The organism is Rasiella sp. SM2506, from assembly GCF_050859505.1.
Taxonomy (GTDB): domain Bacteria; phylum Bacteroidota; class Bacteroidia; order Flavobacteriales; family Flavobacteriaceae; genus Marinirhabdus.
The window spans coordinates 2,708,562-2,727,303 of the sequence record NZ_CP193934.1; the positions used below are offsets into that span (position 1 = coordinate 2,708,562).

15 protein-coding genes are annotated in these 18,742 nt (G+C 38.0%); 9 read left to right on the top strand and 6 right to left on the bottom strand.

The features are described from left to right. Positions 1-94 precede the first annotated feature (94 nt). The 5 genes from ACQ2HF_RS12230 to ACQ2HF_RS12250 all read right to left on the bottom strand — a co-directional run bounded on the left by ACQ2HF_RS12230 (position 95) and on the right by ACQ2HF_RS12250 (position 4,903). Entirely contained in the window at positions 95-886 is a 792-nt protein-coding gene (locus ACQ2HF_RS12230; RefSeq protein ID WP_432413093.1) for a (Fe-S)-binding protein, read from the bottom strand. Between the two features lie 107 nt (positions 887-993). Continuing rightward, the gene (locus tag ACQ2HF_RS12235; RefSeq protein ID WP_432410702.1) at positions 994-1,428 is read right to left on the bottom strand and encodes an LNS2 domain-containing protein; all 435 of its coding nucleotides are present in this window, start codon (positions 1,426-1,428) and stop codon (positions 994-996) included. Next, complete coding sequence (locus ACQ2HF_RS12240) at positions 1,429-2,781, bottom strand: 4Fe-4S dicluster domain-containing protein (protein WP_432410703.1); 1,353 nt, start codon at positions 2,779-2,781, stop codon at positions 1,429-1,431. Between the two features lie 3 nt (positions 2,782-2,784). Further along, complete coding sequence (locus tag ACQ2HF_RS12245; protein WP_432410704.1) at positions 2,785-3,735, bottom strand: MlaD family protein; 951 nt, start codon at positions 3,733-3,735, stop codon at positions 2,785-2,787. A 46-nt stretch (positions 3,736-3,781) separates the two neighbouring features. Further along, a complete protein-coding gene (locus ACQ2HF_RS12250; protein ID WP_432410705.1) occupies positions 3,782-4,903 on the bottom strand; it encodes an N-acetylmuramoyl-L-alanine amidase family protein in 1,122 nt (373 codons plus the stop codon). 205 nt (positions 4,904-5,108) lie between these two features. On the opposite strand from ACQ2HF_RS12250, the gene ACQ2HF_RS12255 reads away from it, so the two are divergent. After that, positions 5,109-7,829 (top strand): putative LPS assembly protein LptD, encoded by a 2,721-nt coding sequence (locus tag ACQ2HF_RS12255; protein WP_432410706.1) that lies wholly within the window; start codon positions 5,109-5,111, stop codon positions 7,827-7,829. Between the two features lie 220 nt (positions 7,830-8,049). Then, entirely contained in the window at positions 8,050-8,430 is a 381-nt protein-coding gene (locus tag ACQ2HF_RS12260; protein WP_432410707.1) for a RidA family protein, read from the top strand. Positions 8,431-8,434: 4 nt separating this feature from the next. On the opposite strand, the gene ACQ2HF_RS12265 is transcribed toward ACQ2HF_RS12260, so the two are convergent. Next, positions 8,435-12,898 (bottom strand): translocation/assembly module TamB domain-containing protein, encoded by a 4,464-nt coding sequence (locus ACQ2HF_RS12265; protein ID WP_432410708.1) that lies wholly within the window; start codon positions 12,896-12,898, stop codon positions 8,435-8,437. 22 nt (positions 12,899-12,920) lie between these two features. Here ACQ2HF_RS12265 and tsaD point away from each other — a divergent pair, with 22 nt between their 5' ends. From tsaD to ACQ2HF_RS12300, 7 genes are all read left to right on the top strand, one after another. After that, the gene (tsaD, locus tag ACQ2HF_RS12270; RefSeq protein ID WP_432410709.1) at positions 12,921-13,943 is read left to right on the top strand and encodes a tRNA (adenosine(37)-N6)-threonylcarbamoyltransferase complex transferase subunit TsaD; all 1,023 of its coding nucleotides are present in this window, start codon (positions 12,921-12,923) and stop codon (positions 13,941-13,943) included. 4 nt (positions 13,944-13,947) lie between these two features. After that, positions 13,948-14,280, top strand: coding sequence for a TfoX/Sxy family protein (locus tag ACQ2HF_RS12275; protein ID WP_432410710.1), 333 nt, complete (start codon positions 13,948-13,950; stop codon positions 14,278-14,280). Between the two features lie 65 nt (positions 14,281-14,345). After that, positions 14,346-15,059: a 16S rRNA (uracil(1498)-N(3))-methyltransferase gene (locus tag ACQ2HF_RS12280; protein ID WP_432410711.1), complete on the top strand. Its 714-nt coding sequence runs from the start codon at positions 14,346-14,348 to the stop codon at positions 15,057-15,059. A 43-nt stretch (positions 15,060-15,102) separates the two neighbouring features. After that, positions 15,103-15,744 carry a DUF4159 domain-containing protein gene (locus tag ACQ2HF_RS12285; RefSeq protein WP_432410712.1) on the top strand — a complete coding sequence of 214 codons (642 nt, stop codon included), beginning with the start codon at positions 15,103-15,105 and terminating at the stop codon, positions 15,742-15,744. 97 nt (positions 15,745-15,841) lie between these two features. Next, positions 15,842-16,339, top strand: coding sequence for a TrmH family RNA methyltransferase (locus tag ACQ2HF_RS12290; RefSeq protein ID WP_432410713.1), 498 nt, complete (start codon positions 15,842-15,844; stop codon positions 16,337-16,339). Positions 16,340-16,478: 139 nt separating this feature from the next. Continuing rightward, complete coding sequence (locus tag ACQ2HF_RS12295; RefSeq protein WP_432410714.1) at positions 16,479-17,573, top strand: AI-2E family transporter; 1,095 nt, start codon at positions 16,479-16,481, stop codon at positions 17,571-17,573. A 5-nt stretch (positions 17,574-17,578) separates the two neighbouring features. Continuing rightward, positions 17,579-18,742 (top strand): THUMP-like domain-containing protein, encoded by a 1,164-nt coding sequence (locus ACQ2HF_RS12300; RefSeq protein WP_432410715.1) that lies wholly within the window; start codon positions 17,579-17,581, stop codon positions 18,740-18,742.

Below are 18,742 nucleotides of genomic sequence, written 5' to 3' on the forward strand. Positions count from 1 at the left end.
GCTTTTTTGTCGCTCATCAATACGATTGGCGACAAAAAAGCTTTCTTTTTATACTTTAAGTTTTAGGATATTTCAGATTATTCTGAAGAGGTGTTTACAAGTCCTGCGCGCTGGCAATCATTTCGGCCACGTCCATCACCGCTACGTCTCCTTCTTTATTGAAATTTTTAACACCATCGGTCAACATCGTGTTACAGAATGGACAACCTGCAGCGATAATATCTGGTTTGGTGTCTAAGGCTTCGTCTGTACGTTCTATGTTGATGTCCTTGTCTCCCGGTTCTGGCTCCTTGAACATTTGCGCGCCACCGGCGCCACAACATAAACCACGGGATTTGCAGCGTTTCATCTCGGTAAGTTCTACTTCCAGTTTTTGAAGTAATTCGCGTGGGGCTTCGTATTCACCGTTTGCCCGGCCTAAATAACAAGGATCGTGAAACGTGATGCGTTTGCCTTTAAATTTCCCACCTTCAACTTTTAATCTGCCTTCATTCATGAGAGACTTTAAAAATTGTGTGTGGTGCATTACTTCGTACGTACCGCCTAGTCCGGGATATTCGTTTTTTATAGTGTTAAAACAGTGCGGGCACGCAGTCACCACTTTTTTAATTTCGTAGCCGTTGAGCACTTCAATATTCATCATGGCTTGCATCTGGAATAAAAACTCGTTCCCAGCACGCTTTGCAGGATCTCCTGTGCAACCTTCTTCAGTTCCTAACACCGCAAAATCTACTTTGGCATTGTGTAATAATTTTACAAACGCTTTCGTTATTTTTTTGGCCCGGTCATCAAAACTTCCTGCGCAACCTACCCAGAAAAGTACTTCAGGTTTTTTGCCTTGCGCCATATATTCGGCCATTGTTGGAACTTGTATCGCTTCGCTCATGGTAGTAATTAAAGGTTGTATGTTAAAGGTTAAACGAATGTGCTTAACCAAGCTAAACTATATTTTATTTTACTATTAACGTTTGATTGTTAACAGATGATGTATTTCTAATCTTCAAATACTTGAATGGTCACTTCTTTGTCTATCAGGTCTGTAAATTTTCCTTTATAGCGTGTGGCTTTTACCAAGTGGTTGTCCACCCAGTGATAATTGCCTCCTCGTGGTTTTCCCATTAATAAGGAGTGGTATTTAAAACCATGTTTTTGTAACCAGGTTTCGGTTACTTCTCTATGGTCTTCGGTTCTTGACGTAAAGAAACATATTAAATGCCCTTGTTTGTACCAGTTATTAAGAGTTTTAAGAGCATCTGGAAAAGGTTCACAGGTTGCCATACGTTCGGGTTGCTCATTGGGAACGTCTTCGGTAATGGTGCCGTCTATATCTATTAAATAGTTTTTAACACCTTTGGGTAGTACGGGACTAACCGTTTCGCCTCCTTCAACCTTTTCGTGTAGTAATTTTTCTGCTGCTTCCTTTTTCATCTATACTTCATTTTTCCAATTCAATCTATCCATCTGGTTAAAGGGCCACGGTGCACTGTTATTTTCAATGTTGGTCATGGTTACGTTCAGCTCATTTGGCGCGGAAGATTGCTCCATCACCAAATACTGACGCATATCCATAATAATGCTTAAGGGATCTATACTTACCGGACACGCTTCCACACAGGCGTTGCAGGTAGTACACGCCCACAATTCTTCCCGTAAAATATAGTCATCTAACAATTGTTTACCGTCGTCTTTAAACACGCCTCCATTGGCCTCTACATTTTTCCCAACTTCCACCAAACGGTCACGGGTATCCATCATAATTTTACGTGGTGATAATTTTTTACCAGTAAGATTCGCGGGACATTCGCTCGTACAACGGCCACATTCTGTACAGGTGTAGGCGTTCAATAATTGTGTGCGACTTAAATCCATCACATCGCTAGCTCCAAACTTTGCTGAGGCTTCGGCTCCTTCGGCTGGCGCTGCATAGGGATCTGCTGAAGGATCCATCATCAATTTCACCTCATTAGTAACCGAATCTAAATTTTTAAATTGTCCTTTAGGGCGTACCCTTCCGTAGTATACATTTGGAAAGGCAAGAATTATATGTAAATGCTTGCTGAAATATAAATAATTTAAGAACACTAGAATGCCTAAAATATGCAGCCACCAAGCGCTTCTTTCAACTATAATAAGGGTGCCTTCTGCCATCCCTTCAAATAGAGGAGCGATAAACTGACTAATAGGATAGGAACCTACTTGTACATAATGGCTAGCAGTTTCACTTGTATAAGCCCCAGATACTACTCCGTTTTGTAGGGCAAGGTCTGCAGCATTCATGGTAAGAAATAATACCATAAGTACCATTTCAAAATAAAGAATATAATTGGCATCATTTTTAGGCCAGCCCGTCATTTCACGAGCCCAAAAACGTTTTATTTTCTGAAGGTTACGGCGTGTCCAAAAGAAAATGACACCTAACAAAACCAACAGTGCTAAAATTTCAAATGAAGCAATCAAGAAATCGTATACAGGGCCTAAAACCGAAAGAACCCGGTGGGTGCCAAACAATCCATCTATAATAATTTCAAGGACTTCAATATTTATGATTACGAACCCAACATACACTACAAGGTGTAATACTCCTGCCACGGGACGAACCACCATTTTACTTTGTCCTAGTGCAATACGGAAGACATTGCTCCAGCGTTGTTTAACGTTATCACTAGCGTCTACTTCTTGCCCTAATTTTATACGGCTTATTACTTTACGGATGTTTATTGTAAAATACCCGATACCTGCAGCCAATGCTACAAAAAATAAGATGTTAGGAATATATTGCATGGGCTATTTTTCTGGGTCTTCAGGATCTTTGTACCCTTTGTCACGTTTCCCAAACAAAGAGAAGTGTACGTAGCGTTTTGGGTTTAATTTTAAATCTTGCAGTAATTCTTCTAACTGTCTTGTGGCGCCTTCAAGGTTTTCGTATACTGCATCGTCATTCAATAATTTGCCTACACTACCTTCTTTGTTGTTCACTTTGTCCACCACTTCTTTAAGTCCGTTGCTGGCATCTTCCAGGTTCTGAACTATTTGTCCCACTTCAATTTGTGCTAAAGAATCAGAAAGTTTTGCAAAATTGGCCGCGGTGTTGTCCAGGTTTGAAAAGGTTCTATCCAGTTTTTCACCGTTTCTGCCCAGTAACTGGTCTGCTTTACCACTTAAACTTCCAAAATTCTTAGTGGCTACGGAAAGGTTAGAAATAGCGTTCTTTAAATCGGTACGGGTATCTTCGTCTATAATTGCAGTAAACGAGATTAATAAAGAGTCCACCACGCCTAAAGTAGCTTGTAATTTTTGTTCAAGGGGAGCTAGGGTTTTACTGAATTCGTCCAGCATTCCAGCTTGCACATCGCCCACCAGCGTATCTCCGGATTGAGCTATACCAGACTGGTCGTAAATGGGAAAGATCCCAACAGATTTACCGCCAATAAGACTTGTGCTATAGATTTGTACGATACTATTTTTAGAAAATTCGAAATCTCGCTCCACGGTAAAGCTTACCACTAAACCTCCTTTGGCATTAGCAAAATCTATTTTTTGAACTTTTCCTACTTTGAGCCCATTAATAGTAACAGGAGCTCCTTGGCCCAAACCTTCTACGTTTTGGTACTTTACAAAGAAGGTTCTATTTTTTTCCAATAGGTTGGTTCCCTTTAAATAGCTATAGCCAAATATGAAGAGTAATATAGCTCCAATAGCTAGAATTCCTGTCTTTACTTCTCTTGAGAGTCTCAAAAATTTGATGTATTTGGGTTATTGAACAAAGTTATAGAAATAACTTCTATTTATCTTGGCTTTTTAACACTTCTGAAAGATTTTTCTTTCTTCCATCTTCAAAGGCTACCACATAACAAGAGGAATATCCTTTTTCCTGCGCAAAGGTTTTCATTAACTGAATTTTATTATAATCTGAAGTTTCCCCATAATAATATTTATAAAGTCCATCTTCTTTTTTTCTATCTACATCTTTTAGTCCTTTAAAATTAGAGGGCTTCGTGTCTAATTTTTTAGCAGATGCTGCCAATTGTACTCTAAATTCTACACCTTTGTATTCGTTCTTTTCGGTGGTTTCTATGGCTTTATCTATTTCTTCTTCCGTAATCACAGGATTTTGAGAACTATCTGTAGCCAGAGAAATATTCTTTTTATAATTGAGAATCCCATTAGCAATCTCATTGGCCAATTCTTTACGTCCTTTTTTGGAATTTACGTAAGGCCCCTCATTATTGTTGGTCAAAAAACCAAGCTCGACGAGAACACTTGGCATATACGAACTGTGCAATACCCAGAAAGGAGCAGATTTTACACTTCTATCTTTTCGTTTTAAATTATTTATAATGTTATTTTGAATTAAACCCGCCAATAAGATACTTTGGTCAAGGTATTCTTCCTGCATTAATGTTAACCCAATTAAAGATTCTGGAGAGCTCGGGTCAAAACCAGCATACGTTTCCTCGTAATTTTCTTCTAAAAAAATAACTTCGTTCTCTTTTTTGGCAGTTTCTAAATTTTGTCCAGATTTATCCACACCCATTACAAAAGTTTCGACTCCGTATGCCTGAGTTTTATGTGAATTACAGTGAATAGAAACAAAAATATCCGCATCAACTTTATTGGCAATAGGGCCTCTTTTGTTTAAATCGACAAATACATCGGTAGTTCTTGTATAGACCACTTTAATGTTTGGCTGTTTCTCTAATAGCCTCCCCACTTGGAGTGTAACATCCAGGACAATATCTTTTTCATAAAACCCATTCCCCCTGTTTCCGGAATCCTTTCCTCCATGGCCAGCATCCAAAACAACCACAAAAGGTTTTGTGGTATCGTTCTTCTTGCCAGAAAAACCGTATCCAATGGAAGCCGCTATGAGCAATAACGTAAAAACTATATGTATTTTTTTCATGTGTTTTTTTTTAAAATTTTAATGTTTGTCGAAAATTGAAATACGCTCCTTATTAATTCGTCGTTAAATCATTACAGATAGTTAGGTATTTCATATATCTCTAACGTGGGTTGAAATTTGATAGTATTGAAATAGTAGGCGAAAAAATATGCTTACTTTTGAACTTTCAAAAACTGAACCAAAGTTATAAAATAATAGGTTTCTAGTGTTGCAGAATCAACGGCGTTCTTACTTACTTATCTACATAGTACTGTTCATAAACAGTGCTCTTGTCTATGCACAAGACCTACCCAATAAAAATGAGGTGCTTATCCCCTCAACTACTGAAACAAAAGAAGATACCACCACTGTTAATGTAAAACCTATCGTCACGGAACGGTTAGAAATTGTTAACGACACTGTCAAAAACGACTCTATTAAGAAAAAAGAAGACTTTCTTACAGGTGTTGTAGATTATTATGGAGAAGATTATATCTTCATGGATCAAACAAATCAAAAAATATATATGTACAACAAAGCGTACATTGTATATGAAGATATGCGAATAGATGCAGGTTTAATTATCTTAGATTATAATACCAATGAAGTATTCGCCAAAGGAATTGACAGTGCAGGAACGTATTCACAGCGGCCTGTCTTTGTACAAGCGCAAAACAGAGTAGAGCCAGACTCCATGAAGTTCAATACAAAGACACAAAAAGCAATAGTCTACAATTCCAGAACCGAACAAAACGGATTTAATGTTTTAGCCGAAGTCACCAAAAAAGAAAATGACTCTGTAATTTTTTTGAAAAATGTTCGCTTTACCACTTCTACAAATCTTGAGGATCCGGAATATTACTTTTACACCCGTAAAGCCAAATTTGTACCAAAGAAGAAGATTGTAACAGGGCTCACCAATATGTATATAGCCAATGTTCCCACCCCTTTGGGGCTTCCTTTTGCATACTTCCCACTTACTGAAGATAGGGCTTCAGGATTTATTATTCCCTCCATTGGGGATAATAACAATAGAGGTTTTTTCTTTCAGAATGGTGGTTATTATTTTGCCATAAACGATTATGTAGACTTAGCGATACTTGGAGATTATTATACAAACGGCAGTTACGGTCTTCGGGGAGAGGCTGCCTATGCCCTACGCTACAAGTATAGAGGGAATTTTAATGTGCGCTACGAAAGTTTAATAGACAGCGAACGTGGTTTCCCGGATTTTAGTCAGTCATCTGTTTATAACATACGTTGGAACCATAGTCAAGATGCTAAGTCCAATCCATCATCACGTTTTTCGGCATCGGTAAATTTGGGGAGTAGCCGTTATTTTAGACAATCTATTAACCAGACCAATAATGGTAGTGGCTTGGTAAACACGCTAAGTTCTTCGGTTTCATATTCCAAGACCTTTGAGGGGGAACCACAGGTAAACTTTACTGCGGCAGCAACACATACTCAAAACACCAATACGCAAGAAATAAATATGTCCTTGCCAAATATAAATGCGAGTGTTTCCAGAGTCTTTCCGTTTGCTCCCAAAGATGGAGTGAAAAGTGGAATTATTGAAAACATAAACTTTCAGTATGATTTGGCTGCAGAAAATCGCTTTCAGACAACAGATTCGCTTTTCTTTAAGCCTGAAATGTTTGAAACCGCACAACTGGGAGCGCGACATACTATCCCGGTAAGTACTAATTTCAAAATATTAAAATATTTAAGTTCCTCTGTAAGCACTAATTTGCAAGAAACGTGGGTAGGCAATACGACCAATAGAACCTATGATGCTACTGCAAATGAGGGTCAGGGAGCTGTGGTGATTGATACTTTAAAAGGTTTTGACCGGTATCTTACCTATAACTTTTCCACCAGTCTAGGTACTACATTTTATGGAACTTTCAATTTTGGAGAAGACACTAAATTTCAGAAATTACGCCATATTGTGAGACCCAGTGTGAGCTACAACATTAACCCTAGTTTTGATCAGTACTACGAAGAATTACAGGTGCCAACGGCAGATCCCAATCTAGCTGCTGAAATCGTTGAGTTTTCACGTTTTCAGAATACCTTATATGGCGCGCCTAATTCAACCTATTCTAGTAACATAGGAATGTCCTTAAGTAACAGCTTTGAAGCCAAAGTACGGGATAAGGATACCACAGCTACAGAACCTAAGAAAATAGTGTTATTGAACAACTTAAACTTCAGTACAGCCTATAATCTTGCTGGCGACTCGCTGCCTTGGAGCCCGCTTCGTTTTACAGGAAATATACCCGTTGTGCCTAAATTGGATGTCAACTTCACAGGATCCCTGGATCCGTACGCATTAGATAACAACAACCAAAAGATAGACAAGTTCAACATAGATAACGGCGGAAGCTTATTTCGCCTTACCAATGGTAATATTTCTCTTAATTATAGTTTCTCCAGTAAAGATTTTGAAGTAGACAATCCAGACAATACAGATCGATTGGATGATGAAACATTTGCTAATGGGGGACGACCAGACGATTTGTTTGGTACCGGGCAGGATATTGGAGATAGTTCGTTTAATAAGGAAAAAGAAAATGGCAATAGCGCCGATAAAGATTGGTACCAGTTTGATATTCCCTGGGATCTCAGGTTGGCATACACTATAACCTACAATAACCTTCAGCGACAAAGCGAAATATCCTCCCAGTCGCTCATGTTTAGTTCCAATGTAGAGCTTTCACCCCGATGGCAAGTAGGTGTTTCCAGTGGGTACGATTTTACGAATAAAGGAGTAACCTTAACACAGCTTAGGTTTGAGCGAGATTTGGAGAGCTGGCGTTTGTCCTTTAACTGGACACCCATTGGAGCTACCAATACGGCGTGGTATTTCTTTGTGGGAATTAAATCTTCGATATTGAGTGATATTAAATACGATAAGCGTAGAGAGCCGGATAGAAATTTGTAAATTCAAGATTCTGGATTTAAGACTTCTGTAATGCTTTTAATAAAATTGTATCGAGAACTTTTTACATTACTAGAGCTAAAAATACCTTTTACTGTTACACTGAGCGCAGTAAAAGTGAATACAACTTTCGCGTGTTACTAGTCTCGGATTGCGCTCCGTGTGACATCTTAAAAATTAAATATTATTTTCCTTTACAGTTAAAACGATAAACTTAAATACTATGAAAAGAATCATAAACACTCCACATGCCCCTGCTCCTATTGGGCCTTATAATCAAGCGATTTTAAAAGGAAATATGTTGTACACCTCTGGGCAAATTGCATTGCATCCTGAAACAGGAGCATTGGTTATGGACGACATTAAAGCCGAAACCGAGCAAGTAATGGAAAATATGAAGGCTGTTTTAAAAGAAGCAGGAATGAGCTTTGAACACGTGCTGAAGACTTCCATTTTTATCAGCGACATGAATAATTTTGGTGCGATAAACGAAGTATATGCACGGTATTTTAATGAGGCAACCGCCCCGGCCCGTGAAACGGTTGAAGTAGCAAACCTACCTAAATTTGTGAATGTTGAAATCTCAATGATCGCCAGCTTCTAATAGCTTACTCATTGTCTTCTTGTTTCCCATCGTCGTTAAAGTCTATAGGAAAGGTATTGTCGTCTGGAGTTACTGGAATATCCGTATCTTCTTCGATAGTTACTTTTTTATTGAACAGCTTGTCCATGAGTTCTTTAAACGTATCAAAATCTACCGAATACGAAATACCTGCTCCTTGTTCAAAAATCTGTGACTCTCCAATAAATTGAATGTTCGCCTGGCGGTTAAAAAAGTTAATCCGTAAACTTCCATCTTCGTTTACTAACCATTGAACTTCTAAATCTCCTGCCACGGTACTTTCTGTAGCACCTCCAACGGGTACGCCTACCTTGCCATTAACGAGAATACGTTCGGTGATATCTGCCGAAAAAGTAAGCCCTACCTGATCTGCGGTTTGCTGATTGGGTAAATTTGTCCCCTGAGAATAGTCTAGTCCTACACTAAACTTACTATCCTTGTCTGTAAACAACTGGTTTACCAATCCTGAAACGCGATCTACTAAAGTTCCGGTAAAGGCTCCCGCTCCACCAAAGTCGTCATTTACAAAAGCGTCTGACGCTACCAAAAATAATGCCTGACGTTCACGTTGTTCTTGGTTTTGCAATTTGTATTCCAGTTCACTTCTTACAGTGGAAGTAGTTCTGGGAAATTCTATCCTAAATTCGATTTCTGGCTGGATAAGTTCCCCTTTTAAATCTACCAATACATTTACAGGTATTTTTCTATTTACAGCTGGATTGTCCAATAAAACAGACGGATTTGCGTCAGTTTCGTATTTGGCGGTAAGATTTATTTTTCCTCTTTCTGGATTGCCTTCCCATACAATGAATCCACCCGGTACAATGCCAATATTTTTTTGTATTAAGCCTCCATATCTAAAATCGAAAATACCATCAATTACGGTATATTCTCCCCACATCTTAAACTTTCCAAGTGTGTTTATCTGAATGTATAAAATCCCAACACCCTTTCCAGTGAGTTTGCTGTTATTTTCTTGATCCACCACTACTTCAACTTCGGCGTCTTTTGTAATGTTCAGGTCAAAATTCAGTTTTAATCCTTTTACTTCTTTTTCAACCAGGACTTCTCCTCTCATTAAAGCTTCCTTTTCGGCAGGAGATAGAAAGGTAATAAAGGTATCTTCTCCTAAACTCTGTGTATCGCTAATGGGTATCTTAAACGAAGTGTTAGGTTGGGTCGTAGCTTCTACATCAATAGTTAATTCGTCTACGGGACCTGTAATGTCTGCTGTCCCACTAATAAAGGCAGTACCATAGTAAAGCGCATCTTCGGTTTTAGGAGTGTTTAAAGCCAGAAGATTGTCTGTTTCAATGTGGAGTCCCAATTCCCAATCACTAAAATTGGTATGGCTCGCAAAACCGCTTAAGGTTCCTTTAGAATTGTATTCAGTATCGGTAATGCCTGTGCTTCCTATATCAAATTTATCTTTGGTAACCGAGATTTGTGTGCCGTTATCGATATCAAAATCTGTATTTAAATACGGAACTCTTAAGCCGCTACCCTCCAAATTAAAGCGTCCCAATATATCTGGCGATTTATAATTACCACTCACCCGTGCGTTTCCAGAAATTAACCCTCTAATATCTGTAACAACATCGCCTCCAAATGGGCTAAACGCTTGCATATTGAATTCATTTAAATCCACAAGCATGTTAATCATTGGGTTGTCTTTAGACACATCTATATCGCCCCGAGCATTAATAGATTTTACCCCATCGTTGGTAAGTGTTGTGTTTATGGTGTATTTTGATAGCGTTTCATTGCCTCTAATATCTAAAACTAAATCCCCAAAAGCAATGTCGTTAATGTCAATGCCATCTATGGTGACGGTAGAATTTGGATAATACGCGCCGTTTTTCTGAAGGAAATTAAGCTTTCCATTTACATTTCCTTTTAACCTTAGGCTATCCACAGGTGGTACAATATTCCCAATATTTACATCACGGAATTCAGCCTTTATATCTTTATATGTAGAATCCCGAAGCACGCCAGCTAGCTGAATATATTCGTTTTCATGATTTAAAACTAAGGAGTCTATTTTTATGGTGGAAAAATTGTCGTCAAACGTAACCTTGTTCAAATTGTTATTATCCTCATTAAGATACCATACATTTTCTTTGTAGGTAATATCAGATTTTTTCACGCCAACAACCGACTTTCCTTCTGGATTAATAGTGTGATACAACGAGAGGTTAAAAAGATCTTCTTTTGCTTTCCCTCCCTTAAATTCTGAACGAATAAATAAGGTGTCCTTGATGGTTTTGTTGATTAAACTAAGTTCGGTTACATTGTAAATTCCTGTGTATACAGAGTCTACTGAAGCATAGGTATTAAATAAAGGGTTGTCATTATCTACCTGAAGATTTACATTGCCAAAGTAATAATCGAACGCAATTAACTCTGGCGACTTAAAATCCAACTGAAATTTAGACTCGTCTGAAGCTACAGAACCTTTAATCTTGGTATTATTTCCTAATTGAAGTTCTGGCACAAAGACATCTACAATTTTGTTAAATACTTCAAATTCATAATTCAAGTATTGGTTGGTGGTGACTTCAGCAGGGATGTAGTTTGTGTAAATGCTCGCGATACTATTCTGAAACAGGTTTGGAATATCTTCCAGTAAAAATTCGCCAGAGATCTTACCATTTATAATATCGGGCGACTGAATTTGAATGGTGCGAACAGGACCTTCAAAAGAGGAAGTAATTAAAAAATCGTTGAAATAAAAATCTCTATCGGTGGTTTGGTAAAAGGTCTGAGTAAATTCTATAGTTCCAGCGGCATCATTAATAGTGGTTCCATCCATATCCATCACCACACGTCCGGCAAATACCGATATACTATCACGGGTGAAAAGATTTAATTTATTTAATTCGGCATACTCAATATCTGCTTCAAAATCGAATTGATTGTACTCCTTAGAGACATCTACCAGGCCTTTAAACTCCATTTTCAGGTTTGGGTCGTCTATAATTAAATCGCCATCAAAAATTGGATTTTTTAAACGTCCTTCCACCTTAATATTTTTATAGGTATACTCTTCAAAAGTAAATGAGCTTACCGTCCCCTTTACTTTGGTATTCACGGTTTCTTGTGAAAATCCGCTACCATCAAAGGTTAAATCTGCAGTCATGTTTCCCAACGAAGTAGTTCCAGCCAATTTACCTAGGTTAAATTTATTTAATACCGCATTACCTGTATACGAAGCCCGGTTTGGGTCGGTATAATTATTCATTTCTAGGTCAAGATCTGCTGTTCCTAAGGATGTTGTCAGGCCACTGTTAGTGATTAATTTGGTTTGGGTGATGGTAGTGTTTCCTTGGAAAGAAACGGATCCAAAATCTTTTAACTCCGCTGGCAACACATTCCCTAATATTCTAGGCATAAAGCGTCGCAACTCATAGTAACTGGTTCGAATGCTGTGATTTTGAGCAGTTATACTGAAATCTTCTTCATTCAGTAAATTCTTAATTATATATGTACCGTATATCTGATTTCCTTCTGAGGTAATTTCCGTTTCAGAAAACGTAAAATCGTTTAGCGTTCCATTAAATTTTCCGTCAATAGTTACTATTTGATCGGGACCAAATTCATTGTACCACGCATTTATATCGTCTGTAGATAGTTTTGTTCCCTCAAAGGTCGCATCAATAGTCACTCCATCAATAAAATCTCCTAATCCCTTTTCACCATAGGTAAATATGAGATCACCCTGTAGGATAGATTTTTCAGTTTTAAGGATTAAATCCTCTATAGTCATAGCTTCGGAAGTATAGGAAAAAACTCCTTGGGCATCTTTAATACTAAACCCTCTTTCAGCATCTAGTGAGAGAGATTCAATGTTGGCAGTAACGTCGGGTCCTGTTATTTTAAAATCGTCTGCCACAAGATTTACTTCCTTTAAAAAAAGAATCATGGGCGTTTCCTGATTTTGATTAATGATTCTAACCGTACTATTGGTTAGAGTTAAATCATTACTAAACATAGAAAATGGCTTTACTTCTTCTGTAGAATTGGTATTAAATTTTTCTGAAAATATATAAAGGTTATCACTCTCTTCATCTTTATACGTGGTTACATACAATCTTGCGTGATCAAGATCTATATTTCCAAACCCAAGATCTCCACCAATTAAATTACTAAAACTTAAAACATTGGTTTGTAGTTCCTTAGCGTAGATAAGCGTGTCTGCGTGATGATCGTTAATTAAAACACCTCTAAGGTCTACTTCACCGCGCCAGTTAAGGCCCAAGCGTTCTATGTTTATATCGGTTCCGTAGGTTTCATTCAGATTTTTTGTAACCTTTTTGGCAACATAGGTTTGTACGGAAGGAATAGAAAAAATAATCACAATAGTGATGAGAAGCAACACAAAGATCACGAAGCTCCTGATTATTATTTTCCTTAATTTTTTGATACGGTTGTAATGTTTTAATTTTGACATTCAATAGATATGCCATTTTACTTTGAACGAAACAAATTGTTACATCCTAGGAATTGAATCCTCATGCGACGACACTGCAGCAGCTGTTATTAACAACGGCCTTGTGCTTAGCAATGTTGTGGCAACTCAGGAAATACACACCCAATATGGTGGCGTAGTTCCAGAACTTGCCTCGCGTGCCCACCAACAGAACATTGTTCCTGTGGTACATCAAGCGTTACGCCAAGCAAATATCGACAAAAAACAGTTACATGCCATAGCCTTTACAAGCGGTCCTGGACTCATGGGTTCGTTGCTGGTAGGAACCTCATTTTCAAAGTCTTTGTCGCTTGGATTAGGCATTCCGTTAATTGATGTAAACCACATGCAAGCACATATTTTGGCTCATTTTATTAAAGCCGAAGGACAAACCCCTCCCAATTTTCCATTTTTAGCTTTAACCATAAGCGGTGGTCATACCCAAATTGTAAAGGTGACCCACTATTTTGAGATGGAAGTGATTGGACAAAGTATTGACGACGCCGTTGGAGAAGCCTTTGATAAATCGGCTAAAATACTGGGACTTCCCTACCCTGGCGGTCCCTTGATAGACAAATACGCCCAGCAGGGAAACCCCAAAGCATATCCTTTCCCAAAACCGAAAGTGAGTCCGTTGGATTTCAGTTTTAGCGGTTTAAAAACTTCGGTATTGTATTTTATTGAAAGGGAAACGGCTAAAAATCCAGATTTCATTTCAGAAAACATAGAAGACGTTTGTGCGAGTTTACAATATACCATTGTGAGTTATTTAATGGACAAGCTGAAAAATGCCGTAAAGAAAACGGGAATTAAAGAAATTGCTATAGGTGGCGGGGTTTCTGCCAATAGCGGAATTAGAAAAGCCTTAAAAGATGCTGAAAGTACTTACGGCTGGAAAACCCACATTCCAAAATTTGAATACTGCACCGATAATGCAGCGATGATTGCCATGGTGGGCGAACTGAAATACAAACAAGGTATCTTTGCTGACACAAATGTTGTAGCCAGCGCTCGTCTTAAACTCTAAGCTTATGTCACATTCCGAAGAAATTGTACGGCGTTTAAAAGTAGCCACACTCCCCTGGATTTCCCATATCACTGAAAAGAAAATGTTTGGGGGCCATTGTATGCTCTTTAAAGGCAAAATGTGTGTTGGTGAAACTAAAGAACGCTTGATGGTACGTGTAAAGCCTGAGAAAATGGAAGAAACACTAGCCCTACCCCACGTAACTCCTATGGATTTTACAGGCAAACCCATGAAAGAATCCGTTTTTGTGGCAAAAGAAGGTTTTAAAACCGAAGCGCAATTACAGCATTTTATAGAATTAGGCATTGCCCACGCAGAATGGAAACTAAGTCAGTAAAATTCCACAAAACAAATCTCAAATTCCAAAAAAGTGTTTTGGAAAGAACCTGAAAATTTAAAAAATTGAACCTTTTCTACCATCCAAATATCACCGAAACAGCTACTGAAATACACTTCGATAAAGAAGAAAGCAGACACATTGGTAAAGTTCTGAGAAAACAAGTTGGTGACGAATTATTCACCACAAATGGGAAAGGATATTTTTTTAAAGTAAAACTTCAATCGGTTACTCCTAAACAATGCATTGGTAGTATTTTAAATATTGAATACCAGGAGCCTACCCCCTACCAATTACACCTAGCAGTTGCTCCTACAAAACTAAACGACAGATACGAATGGTTTCTGGAAAAAGCGACTGAAATTGGCATTACAGAAATCACTCCAATCCTCTGCGAACACAGTGAACGAAAAGTTATAAAACCAGAGCGCTACGAAAAGATTTTACAAAGTGCCATGAAACAATCGCTTAAAGCATATCTCCCCACATTAAATGCAGCAGTATCTTTTTCAGAATTTATAGAAAGTCAGGATGATTATAAGGGAATCAAATGTATTGCACATTGCGAGGAAACTAATAAACAGTCTCTAAAAGGTTTGATTCGGCCAAAAAGTGACCTTCTTATCTGTATAGGTCCTGAAGGTGATTTTTCATCTACTGAAATAGAAGTAGCTTTACAGAAGGGTTTCGAGCCTGTTAGTTTAGGGATTTCACGCTTACGAACAGAAACCGCAGCTATCGTGGCTTGCCACAGTGTTGCTTTTCTAAATGAGGTATAACTTTTGTGCTGTTCCCTTTTTAAAATTTGTATTTTTAAACGCTATGAAGAACATCTTACTGGTACTATTAATTTGCACAACGTCGCTCCTGGTAGCCCAGGAAGTAGCCGTTTTAAAGTATGGCGGTGGTGGCGATTGGTACGGGAATCCTACGGCCTTACCTAATTTGGTTCAGTTTTGTAATGAACAGGCCAATACCAGTATTAACAGGGAAACCGAAACCGTTGCGCCAGGAAGTGTAGATATTTATAACTATGCTTTTTTGCATATGACGGGGCACGGAAATGTATTCTTCAGCACCGAAGAAGCCGAAAATCTTCGGAATTACCTACTAAGCGGCGGATTTCTTCACATAGATGATAACTATGGAATGGACGAATACTTGAGGAAAGAAATGGTCAAAATTTTTCCAGATATTGAATTAAAAGAACTGCCTGGCAACCATCCAATTTTTAACTACCGATATAAATTTCCACAGGGACTCCCAAAAATACATGAGCACGATAATGCACGCCCACAAGCGTTTGGCATTACTTACGAAGGGAGATTGGTGTTACTTTATACGTACGAGAGTGATTTAGGTGATGGCTGGGAAAACCCAGAGATTCATAACGATCCACAAGAGGTCCGTCTGAAAGCTCTACAAATGGGCGCTAATATTGTAACCTATGCATTTGAACATTAGCCTAGATTGAGCCAATAGGTAGTAGATAGTAGGAGTTTTGAATCGTTAGTTTCTCTCTTCATTCATCTATATAACAAATTTACCAATTCACTAAAAAATGCTGCAGCACACTCACGAATCTACACCTTTTTCGGCACAAAAAAATACGATAGTCTTACTGTGTGATGGCTTGCAAAGCCCTGCGAATCTTGGTGCTATCTTTAGATTGTGTGATGCTTTTGGTGTGGCTGAAGTTATTTTTAACACTCCCATAGATCTATCGTCCAACAGACTAAAACGTACCGCTAGAAATACCGAGAAAACTGTTACCTATAGTATTGTGGAGGATTTGGAGGGTATGCTTCTTGAATTTCAACAGAAAAATTATAGCTCCTTGGCATTGGAAATTTCCTCAACCAGTGTACCGCTCTCTCAAATTTCAACAGAAAAAAAGAATAAAATAGCACTGGTTATAGGAAATGAGCGTACGGGAGTTTCAGAAAAAATTTTACAACAAGTACAACACGTCGTACATATTAAAATGTTTGGCACCAATAGTAGTATGAATGTAGCCCAAGCAACTGCCATTGCCCTTTATGAGTTAATAAAAGATTGATATTTGACATTAAGATTGTAGTATCTTTGCGTGATATAGTGCCTACTAATAAATTGTACAAGCAGAGAAATGTGTAATTTAGACAATGCCGGCTCTAAAAGCACGCTGGTATTTTCAGCGTTAATAACTCTTTATGCAGATGAAACTAACCTCTAAGATTATCTCCAAGGGATTGCTACGCACCCTTGCCATCCTAGGCTTAATTGCTATTTTCTTCTGGTTTATTTTTAAGATTAAAGTTCTTATCCTCTATATAGGGATAGCAGCAGTCATCTCGCTGGTTGGTCGTCCTTTGGTTCTGTTTTTAAAGCGAAGGTTGAAGTTTAGTAATACCTTGGCAGCATTTACAACATTACTCGCTGTGATTGGGTTGGTTTGTTTACTCTTGTACATTTTTGTGCCTATTATCGTCGAGCAAAGTAAAAGTATTGCAGAGATAGACTTTGAACTCGTTAAGCGTGACCTGAATGAGCTAAATATCCAGGCGAGTGATTACCTGGGTGTTAATAAAATAAATCTTGTCGAGGCTATAAAAAATACACCGGCAGTAGAGAACTTTGATATTGAATTGGTTCCAAGTTTTATAGATATTTTTTTCAAAAATTTTGCCGACTTTGTCATAGGGCTTTTTGCGGTGCTCTTTTTGGCATTCTTTTTACTTAAAGATCAGAAGTTAATTCCCAATGCGGTTATGACTTTCGCTAAAAAAGGAAAAGAAAAACGGTTTATCATTGTCCTGAATAAAATTAAAGAATTACTCTCTAGATATTTTATAGGGCTTACATTTCAGATCTTAATATTGGCGTTGTTCTATACAATCTTATTATTGTTTTTTGATATTAAAAACGCGGTTGCCATTGCACTTATTTGTGCATTTTTAAATATTGTTCCCTATTTGGGACCACTTATTGGCTGGGCGCTTATATTATTGGTTGTAATTTCTAACAATCTTGGAGCCGATTTTTCTTCAGAATTATTACCAACATTGGGTTATGTGTCCTTAGGCTACGCAATAGCTCAAATTTTTGACAATATAATTAGCCAGCCAGTTATTTTTGGGAAGAGTGTCCGCTCACATCCCTTAGAGATTTTTATTGTTATTTTAATTGGTGGCTACCTGTTTGGCGTTCCAGGAATGATTCTGGCGGTACCTGTTTATACAAGCATAAAGGTTATTGCCAAGGAGTTTTTATCTGAATATAAAATAGTGAAACGTCTCACCAAAAATTTATAATTGGTTTGAATGAAGCCCTTTTAAAACCCGAAATACAAGAATTTATCTTTTCGTATGCAGCATCCAGCTCAAAACTTGCTTTTTCGGGCAGCCCTTTTCCAGAAGTTTCTACTTCCGAATTAGTACAACAAATTGAAAGTAGACGCACCATTGAAAAGAAACTCCCAACTTGGTTTGCTACCAGAAACCTACTGTACCCGCAAAAACTTAATCTAGAGCAAACGTCTTCTGAAGCAACCGCTACCTACAAAACCAGCTTGGTACAAGGAAAAACATTGGCAGATATTACAGGAGGTTTTGGAATAGATGCTTTTTACTTTGCTGAAAAATTTGAAAATGTCTTTCATTTTGAAACGAATGAGGCGCTTTCCCATCTAGCAGCCCATAATTTTGAAGTATTCGCCAAGAGAAACATTCTATGCAATGCTGTTGACGGCATACAAGGCATTGCAGACAGCAAGTTTGATGTGATCTATGTAGATCCATCAAGAAGAAACGAAAGCAAGGGAAAGGTCTTCTTTTTAAACGATTGTGAACCCAACGTACCTGAGCACTTAGAGTATTTACTGGATCGGTGCCATACCTTGCTCGTGAAAACGTCCCCAATGTTGGATATTTCGGTAGGGATGCAAGAATTAAAATATGTTGCCGAAGTTCATATAGTAGCGTTACACAATGAAGTGAAGGAGGTATTGTGGAAGTTGAAACGAGAGGCTTCAGAAACCCTACCTATTCACACCGTAAATATTACTTCAACAGAGACGGAAATATTTACTTTTATGCCTTCAGCGGCGGTAGAAACTGTGTTTTCAAATCCGTTGCGATTTTTATATGAACCCAATGCTGCTATCTTAAAGGGTGGCGGATTTCAGTATATTTCAGAAGCTTACAAACTTAAGAAGTTACATAAGCATAGTCACTTATTTACCAGTGAAGCTTTACGCGATTTTCCTGGACGCACCTTTCTTATAAAAAAAGTAGTTTCTTATACCAGAAAAGAAATGCGTGGCATTACTTTTGCAAAAGCCAATATCACCACCCGAAATTTCCCGGAAAGTGTCGCAACGCTTCGAAAAAAATGGAAAATTAAAGAAGGTGGCGCTATATATTTGTTTTTCACTACCCTTGAAAATGAAGATAAAATCATGTTAATTTGCGCAAAAGTTTAA

Excerpts from the sequence above, each read along its gene's own strand:
- ACQ2HF_RS12230 (WP_432413093.1), bottom strand. The coding sequence starts at position 886 with ATGAGCGAAGCGATACAAGTTCCAACAATGGCCGAATATATGGCGCAA.
- ACQ2HF_RS12235 (WP_432410702.1), bottom strand. The coding sequence starts at position 1,428 with ATGAAAAAGGAAGCAGCAGAAAAATTACTACACGAAAAGGTTGAAGGA.
- ACQ2HF_RS12240 (WP_432410703.1), bottom strand. The coding sequence starts at position 2,781 with ATGCAATATATTCCTAACATCTTATTTTTTGTAGCATTGGCTGCAGGT.
- ACQ2HF_RS12250 (WP_432410705.1), bottom strand. The coding sequence starts at position 4,903 with ATGAAAAAAATACATATAGTTTTTACGTTATTGCTCATAGCGGCTTCC.
- ACQ2HF_RS12260 (WP_432410707.1), top strand. The coding sequence starts at position 8,050 with ATGAAAAGAATCATAAACACTCCACATGCCCCTGCTCCTATTGGGCCT.
- ACQ2HF_RS12265 (WP_432410708.1), bottom strand. The coding sequence starts at position 12,898 with ATGTCAAAATTAAAACATTACAACCGTATCAAAAAATTAAGGAAAATA.
- ACQ2HF_RS12275 (WP_432410710.1), top strand. The coding sequence starts at position 13,948 with ATGTCACATTCCGAAGAAATTGTACGGCGTTTAAAAGTAGCCACACTC.
- ACQ2HF_RS12285 (WP_432410712.1), top strand. The coding sequence starts at position 15,103 with ATGAAGAACATCTTACTGGTACTATTAATTTGCACAACGTCGCTCCTG.
- ACQ2HF_RS12290 (WP_432410713.1), top strand. The coding sequence starts at position 15,842 with ATGCTGCAGCACACTCACGAATCTACACCTTTTTCGGCACAAAAAAAT.
- ACQ2HF_RS12295 (WP_432410714.1), top strand. The coding sequence starts at position 16,479 with ATGAAACTAACCTCTAAGATTATCTCCAAGGGATTGCTACGCACCCTT.